6 protein-coding genes are annotated in these 6857 nt (G+C 65.5%); 2 read left to right on the top strand and 4 right to left on the bottom strand.

Features of this window, described 5'->3' with window-relative positions; genetic code table 11:
• Positions 1–4 precede the first annotated feature (4 nt).
• Entirely contained in the window at positions 5–1249 is a 1245-nt protein-coding gene (locus tag C491_RS01575; RefSeq protein ID WP_169331723.1) for a DUF7096 domain-containing protein, read from the bottom strand.
• A gap of 151 nt (positions 1250–1400) precedes the next feature.
• Between C491_RS01575 and C491_RS01580 the strand changes: the two genes are divergently transcribed.
• Positions 1401–2729, top strand: coding sequence for a helix-turn-helix transcriptional regulator (locus C491_RS01580; protein ID WP_005553250.1), 1329 nt, complete (start codon positions 1401–1403; stop codon positions 2727–2729).
• A gap of 708 nt (positions 2730–3437) precedes the next feature.
• On the opposite strand, the gene C491_RS01585 is transcribed toward C491_RS01580, so the two are convergent.
• The gene (locus C491_RS01585) at positions 3438–4433 is read right to left on the bottom strand and encodes a radical SAM protein (RefSeq protein WP_005553254.1); all 996 of its coding nucleotides are present in this window, start codon (positions 4431–4433) and stop codon (positions 3438–3440) included.
• Between the two features lie 152 nt (positions 4434–4585).
• Between C491_RS01585 and C491_RS01590 the strand changes: the two genes are divergently transcribed.
• Positions 4586–5698 (top strand): DUF373 family protein, encoded by a 1113-nt coding sequence (locus C491_RS01590; protein WP_005553256.1) that lies wholly within the window; start codon positions 4586–4588, stop codon positions 5696–5698.
• Positions 5699–5718: 20 nt separating this feature from the next.
• On the opposite strand, the gene C491_RS01595 is transcribed toward C491_RS01590, so the two are convergent.
• Complete coding sequence (locus C491_RS01595) at positions 5719–6561, bottom strand: polyprenyl synthetase family protein (RefSeq protein WP_005553260.1); 843 nt, start codon at positions 6559–6561, stop codon at positions 5719–5721.
• A 107-nt stretch (positions 6562–6668) separates the two neighbouring features.
• A partial coding sequence (locus C491_RS01600) for an FAD-binding protein (protein WP_005553262.1) occupies positions 6669–6857 on the bottom strand: 189 nt, incomplete at its 5' end.

Raw genomic sequence — 6857 nt, forward strand, 5'->3', positions numbered from 1 at the left:
GCCGCTACTCGCCGTCGCTCGGCGCGTCGCTACTCGAGACGGTTCCCTCGATGCTGCCGTCGTCGGTCTCCGCTCGCAGGTCGTACTCGCCGTCGGGCGGGAGGAGCCACAGCGAGCCGTCCGAACCCGTCTCGCCGATTTCTTCGCCGTCGACCGAAACCGTGGCGGGCTCCGGCTCGTCGGTTTCGGCGTCCGTCACGACGACTTCGGCCGGTCCGTTCGCCGCGGTTTCGTTGATCGAGAGCACGAGCCCGTCGTCGTTCCACTGGCTGTTGTTGATCGTCGGCAGCTGCCGATAGTCGAGGGTCTGGACTTCCCGGTAGGCCGCGCCCGTCCCGCCGTCGAGATACGTGGTTAGCTGCCCCTGGTCGTGGATCGCCTGAATCCGGTACAGCTGTCCCGTCCTGCTCTCGACGGCGTCCGAGGAGTGGCTCTCGTGGTCGGCTCCGAACACCCACGGATACAGCTCCTGGGCCGTTCCGTGCGCGTCGGTGATGTCGTCGAACTGGTTCGGCTGCGTCGTGTTCCGGCTGTCGAACCGCGTCGTTTCCCGGACGTAGTTCCCATCCAGCAACGAGAGGGTGTAGCCGGTCTCGGCGGTCCGAACGGCCAGCGGTTGTCCGCCACCGTCGGACCGACTCGCCGTCTCGAGTTGCGATCGGGTATCGCTGCGGTGCATCTCCAGCTTTCTCGCGTCGTCTCGAGTCGAGAGCGAGTACCCCGGAACCTCGTTCGCGTATCCGACGAGATCGTCGAGCGCACGCTCGACCGTCGCCGACTCGTGGTAGTTCCGCGAGAACGTCTGGAGTAGTTCGGTCGTCGACTGCTCGTCCGCCGCGTGGGCTTGCACCGCCGTTCGCTCGCGGTCCTCGAGTTCGTCGATCCGCTCCTGTAGCCGATCGTACCCCGCCCGGACCCGCTCTTCGCGCTCCTCGTCGGAGGCGTTGTCGAACCCGCTTCGGACGAGCGTTTCCTGTTCGGCGTCGACTCTGAGCTCGTCGTCCGCGGCCATGAGCGACGCGCCGAGACCGCTGCCGTGCTCGACCCGTTCGCTTCGCTGCTCCTCGCCGGGATCGAGTCGGTTCGACGTCCCGTTCGCCTCGACGAACGTCGCTCCCTGGTCGGCCTCGTCCGCCTCGAAGACGATCTCGTCCGTCTCGTTCGGTTCCCCATCGACCGCGGAAACGGCCATTGCGGGCACCGAGAGGACGAGTAGTCCTGCGAGAACGACGGCCATCACACCCTTCATCAATACAGCATAAGAACTCATGATATAAAATACGATCGGCCGACCGTCGTTTCGGGACCGTTCGAGAGGACCGGAAACGCTTCAAGCACCGCTGTGATTTTTTATTCACCCATAGAAAGTGTTTTTTACTCTGAGAGTATTGGTGGTATGTATGCGGGTTTCGATCGTCGCGTCGGTCGTACTGGTGGTGGTACTTGCTGGTTCGGTCCTCGGAGCAGCCGCCACCGGATCGACAGCGACGGCGTCGGAACCAGCGAGCACGCCCTCGGTGCAGGCGACACAGCCCGCGGTCGACGACGGTTCGATGCTCGAGAGCGCGGATCCGGCCCAGGAAATCCGAATCAACGTCACCGAGAGCGGGGACGCGGTCTGGACGATCGAGAGCCGGTTTCTCCTGACCGACGAGAGCGAGGCCGAGGCGTTCCTCGAGTACGCCGAGACGGTTTCGACCGACGAAGACGAGGGCGTCTACGATCGAAGCCTGTTCGAACCCCACGTCGAGACCGCCGCGGACGCGACCGACCGGGAGATGACGATCGAAGACGCCGGCTGGGACGACCCGCAGCTCCGTTCCGCGGACGACGACAGATCGAACGAGTCGGGATCGACGGTCGGCATCCTCTCGTACTCGTTTATCTGGACCGAGTTTGCGGCAGTCGACGGAACGCAGATCCACGTCGGGGACGCGTTCCAGAGCGACGACGGGCCGTGGCTCTCGGCGCTGGCCGAGGAGCAACGTCTCGTGATTCAGGCGCCCTCGGACCACGGCTTTCACGACTACAACCTCTCGGTGAGTCCACAGAATAGCGCGCTCATCGTCGACGGCCCCCACCAGTTCGAAGAGGACGAACTCGAGGCGACCTTTCTCCGCGGAGCCGACGACGGCTCGTCCGGAGGCGCCGATTTCTACCCCGCCAGCGCCGAACTGCTCTTCGGTGGGGCGTTCGTTCTCGCGATCCTGATCGGAACGGGAAGCTACGCTCTGGCGCGGTGGTCCTCGGATTCCGAGTGGTCGCCGGCGCTGTGGGTCTCCGGGCTCCTCCCGTCGAACGCAGGGGAACGAACCGGCGGAGGGTCGCCGCCGACCCGACGGGACGACCCGAGCAGCGCTTCGGAGCGGGACGCCGAACTGGGCACGGTCGATGCCGACGGTTCTCGAGCGTTGACTGGCGGTGTCGAGTCACCCTCTCGAGAATCGTCGGGCCAGACGTTCGCGTACGCCGAGGAATCCGGGGCGGATGAGTCGGATGAGGCAGTCGACCCCGAACTGTTGAGCGACGAGGAGCGGGTCCTCCGGCTGCTCAGGCGAAACGGCGGTCGGATGAAACAGGGCTCGATCGTCTCCGAGACCGGCTGGTCGAACGCCAAGGTCTCCCAGCTGCTCTCACAGATGGCCGACGACGAGGAAATCGAGAAGCTCCGGATCGGCCGCGAGAACCTCATCACGCTGCCGGAAGTCGATCCGACGGAACTCGGCTGACGGTCCGTTTTCGGCTCGAGAGCGCCGTCGGCAGAGTTAGCTTCGTTCGCGATCCCCTGCCGTTCGCACGGCTCGCAGGCCTGCGGTCCGGCACCGGTGGAAACGGTCTCGGCAACCGGAGGGCGTTCGTGGGTTCGACGCACGACGCGGGGTGGAAAACGCATCCGAGTTCTCGTCGGTCCCTTCGGAACCGGACGACCTCGAGTCCGAACGATTTCCGGACGGACAGCCGATCCCCGAGGCGTTCGGTAGAACCGTCCGTTCTCTACGGTCGCTTGCCGTACACCGGCCAACCGCCTGCCCTCCCCCGGGTCGCGTGACTCTCACTATCGCTCGAGTCCCGCTTCCGGCCACAAACTGCGGCTTACGCCAGTGGGGTTCGCTCGACGATCTGCCGCGTGGACCTTTTTCTCGTCGGGTTCGCCCCGCTCACCCTCCTCGAAAAATCTGCACCAAAAAGCCGCTCGTTCGCTGCGCTCACTCGCGGCACTNACCTTTTTCTCGTCGGGTTCGCCCCGCTCACCCTCCTCGAAAAATCTGCACCAAAAAGCCGCTCGTTCGCTGCGCTCACTCGCGGCACTCTATGCCAACGGCGTCCGCTCAACGACCTGCCACGTGCACCTTTTTCTCGTCGGGTTCGCCCCGCTCACCCTCCTCGAAAAATCTGCACCAAAAAGCCGCTCGTTCGCTGCGCTCACTCGCGGCACTCTATGCCAACGGCGTCCGCTCAACGACCTGCCCGTCGTACGTCGGGTACTGCTCGACGATCTCCCCGTCCTCGAGGTCGCCTTCCTCGATCATCTCCTCTAAGAGCCACCAGGCGATCTCGACGTGGTCGGACTTGACAGTGTAGAACTCCTCGGGAACGCCCAGTTCGGCGAATCGCCGGGGATCGGTGTACGTTTTTCCGTAGACGAGCGTGCCGTCGTCGGTGACGTCGTCGAACTCCCGCCGGACGTTGCGGGCGGCCCGCTTCAGTCGGCGGCGGTGCTGGGCCGCGTCCTTGAACACGGACGTACAGAAGTAGACCCGTTCGTGGTCGCCCATCACCTCGAGGATCTGCTCGCGGGAGCCGTCGACGGCGCTCATGTGGCCCTCCTTGAGCTCGTACCCCTCCTCCTGCATCCGGCGGTAGTTCCCGTCGGACATCTCGAACTCGTTGACGTTACAGAAGTCGGCGGCGCCCTCGTCGAGAAACTCGAGGAACTCCTCCTCGGCGCGGATACCGGGGATCTCGAAGGCGGGGGTAAGCCCCTCCTCGCGAGCAATGTAAAGGATCTCCTCCCACTCGGTGCCGTGCATGTCGCCCCACAGCTCGTACGGCGGGTGGAAGCGGATCTCGTCGAGTCCAGCTTCTGAAAGCTTTCGCATGTTCTCGCGACCGCCCGTGATCCCCGTGTAGAGGTGGGTGTGGTGGTCCTCGCCGAACTCGTCCTTGAGAAGCTCGAGGTAGTGACAAGTTCGCTCGAGGGCCTCCTGGGGTTCGCCGCCGGTGATCGAGGTCCCGAGGGCGTCCATCCGGTGGGCCTCCTCGAGGACGTCCTCGTCGCGTTCGACCTGCCGTTCGTTTGCGTAGACGTCGGTGACGTTCTTGCGGTTCTCGCCGAGCGGGCAGTAAAAGCAGTCGCGCTGGTCGCAGTAACCGTAGACGAACAGCACCATTTTGCCGCCTTTCGCGCACTGCTCACAGCCCTTCGATATCATTCGGAGGAACGTAGCCGGCCGAGCCCCAAAAACTGTGCGGAACGTCGGCGTTCGATCCTGTCCGTGGTTCACACGGGCCGAACGAGGCGAGCGCGCGGCGGATTCCGTCGCTCCCAGAAGACGGAAATACCGCGGTGTCCAACCACGAAGCGATGCTGTTGGTCCTGTGTGTCGACCTCGACGACGACCTCGGCCGCAAGACCGACTTTACGACGCCGGTGATCGGCCGCGACGCCGTCGAGAAGGCGGCCGTCGCGCTGGCGACCGCGGATCCCGAGGACTCGGACGTCAACGTCGCCTTCCAGGGCGTCCACATCTACGACGACCTCACCTCCCGAAACGAGAGCGTCGAGGTCGCAATCGTCACGGGCAACGAGGACGGCGACGTTGACGCCAACCGCGAGGTCGGCGACGAGGTCGACACCGTTCTCGCGAGCCTCTCGACGGCAGAGGACGTCACCGCGCTGGTCGTCACCGACGGCGCACAGGACGAGTCCGTCATCCCCGTTATCCGCTCTCGAGTGCCGATCGACGGCGTGCGCCGCGTCGTCGTCAGACAGGCCCAGAACCTCGAGTCGATGTACTACACGTTCAAACAGGTGCTGAACGATCCCGAGACCCGCGGAACCGTCCTCATCCCGCTCGGGATCCTGCTGTTGATCTATCCGCTGGCGCTGATCGGGACCGTCCTCGAGATGCCCGGGGTCGTTCTGGGGGTGACCTCGACGCTGCTCGGGCTCTACCTCATCTCACGGGGGCTCGGCCTCGGGGAGCGTCTCGACGACGCCGTCGAGAGCGCGAGGCGGTCGCTGTACGCCGGTCGAACGACAATCCTTGCCTACGTCGTCGCGACCGCGTTGCTCGTTCTGGGCGGCGTCAGCGGGGCGAACGAACTCGAGCGGGTCCAGGCCGAGGCGGCCGGCGAGGTCGGCGTCCCCGTCATGCTTTCCGCACTGCTGTACGGTTCGGTCCAGTGGTTCGCCGCCGCAGGGGTCACCACGAGCCTCGGCCAGATCACCGACGAGTACATCGCGGGCCGCCTCGAGTGGCGCTACCTCAACGCGCCCTTCTACGTCATTTCTATCGCGATCGTGCTCTACGCGGTGAGCGCGTACTTCCTCGACGCCGTCGGACTCACCTTCCTCGCAACGGCACTGACCGCGGGAACGCTACTGGGGATCGTAAGCACGCTCGCGTTCGCGGTCGCCGAATCACACTTCTCGGAGGAGGAGAGCGAGGAGCCACACCGACCCGACAGCGCCTGAGCGATCCGGCCGACGCGGAACTACTGGTCGCGCTCGACAACGAAATCCGCCAGCTCGCGCAGGTAGTCCCGGGCCTCGCGGTCGACGGTGTCGACCCGCTCTAAGGCGTCGATCGCCCTATCGGCCTCCTCGCGGGCGCGGGCATTGGCCTCCGCCGGACTCAGATCGGTCACCTGGACGACCGAGGGACGCTCGAGTTCGGCGTCGTGGCCGGTCGGCTTCCCGAGTTCCTCGGGATCGGCGACGGCGTCGAGAACGTCGTCGCGGATCTGGAAGGCGACGCCGACGCGTTCGGCGTACTCGCCGAGGGCTTCAACGGTGAAGGGATCGGAGTCGGCGGCGATCGCCCCGAGTTCGGCCGCCGCCCGAAACAGGGCACCGGTCTTCCGTCTCGCGAGGGTCATATACTCCTCCTCGTTGGTCGGCTGCGAGGAGAGTTCAGTCGCCTCGCCGACGCCGAGTTCGACCATCGCCTCGGCGACGACCTGGGTAGCCTTGGGATCCGCCGAAAAGAGGGCGAACGCCTCCCCGAGCAGGCCGTCGCTGGTGATGATCGCCGGCCCGTAGCCGAACTCGGCCCAGGCGCTCGCGGTCCCTCGACGCAGGTCCGAGCGGTCGATGATGTCGTCGATCACCAGCGAGGCGTTGTGGACGAGCTCGATGCCGACGCCGAAGTCGACGGCGTCCTCGGGCTCGCCGCCGACGGTTTCGCAGGCCAGCAGCGTCACCATCGGTCGCACGCGCTTACCGCCCGAGAGCGCGACGTGGCGAACTTCCTCGTTGAGCGTCTCGGGTTCGACCCCGTCGACAACCGCGACCAGACGCTCCTCGATCAGCGCCCGTCGGCGCTCCAGAAGTTCCATTACCCGCGCTTAGGAGAGGGCGAAAAAGTAGGTGACGGTTGTCGACGACGCTCGCTCGAGCTCCCGTCGCGAGACGCGCCCGCCGGAACCGCTGGCCGATCGATCGGCTACTGGAACTCTTCGGTCAGCGCGGGAACGACGTCGAAGAGGTCGTCGTGGATCGCGTAGTCGGCGATGTCCATGATCGGCGCGTTGGGGTCGGTGTTGATCGCGACGATCGTCTCGGACCCTTTCATGCCGGCGACGTGCTGGACGGCGCCCGAAATCCCGATCGCGATGTAGACGTCGGGCGTGAC

It is taken from the genome of Natronococcus amylolyticus DSM 10524 (genome assembly GCF_000337675.1).
GTDB lineage: Archaea > Halobacteriota > Halobacteria > Halobacteriales > Natrialbaceae > Natronococcus > Natronococcus amylolyticus.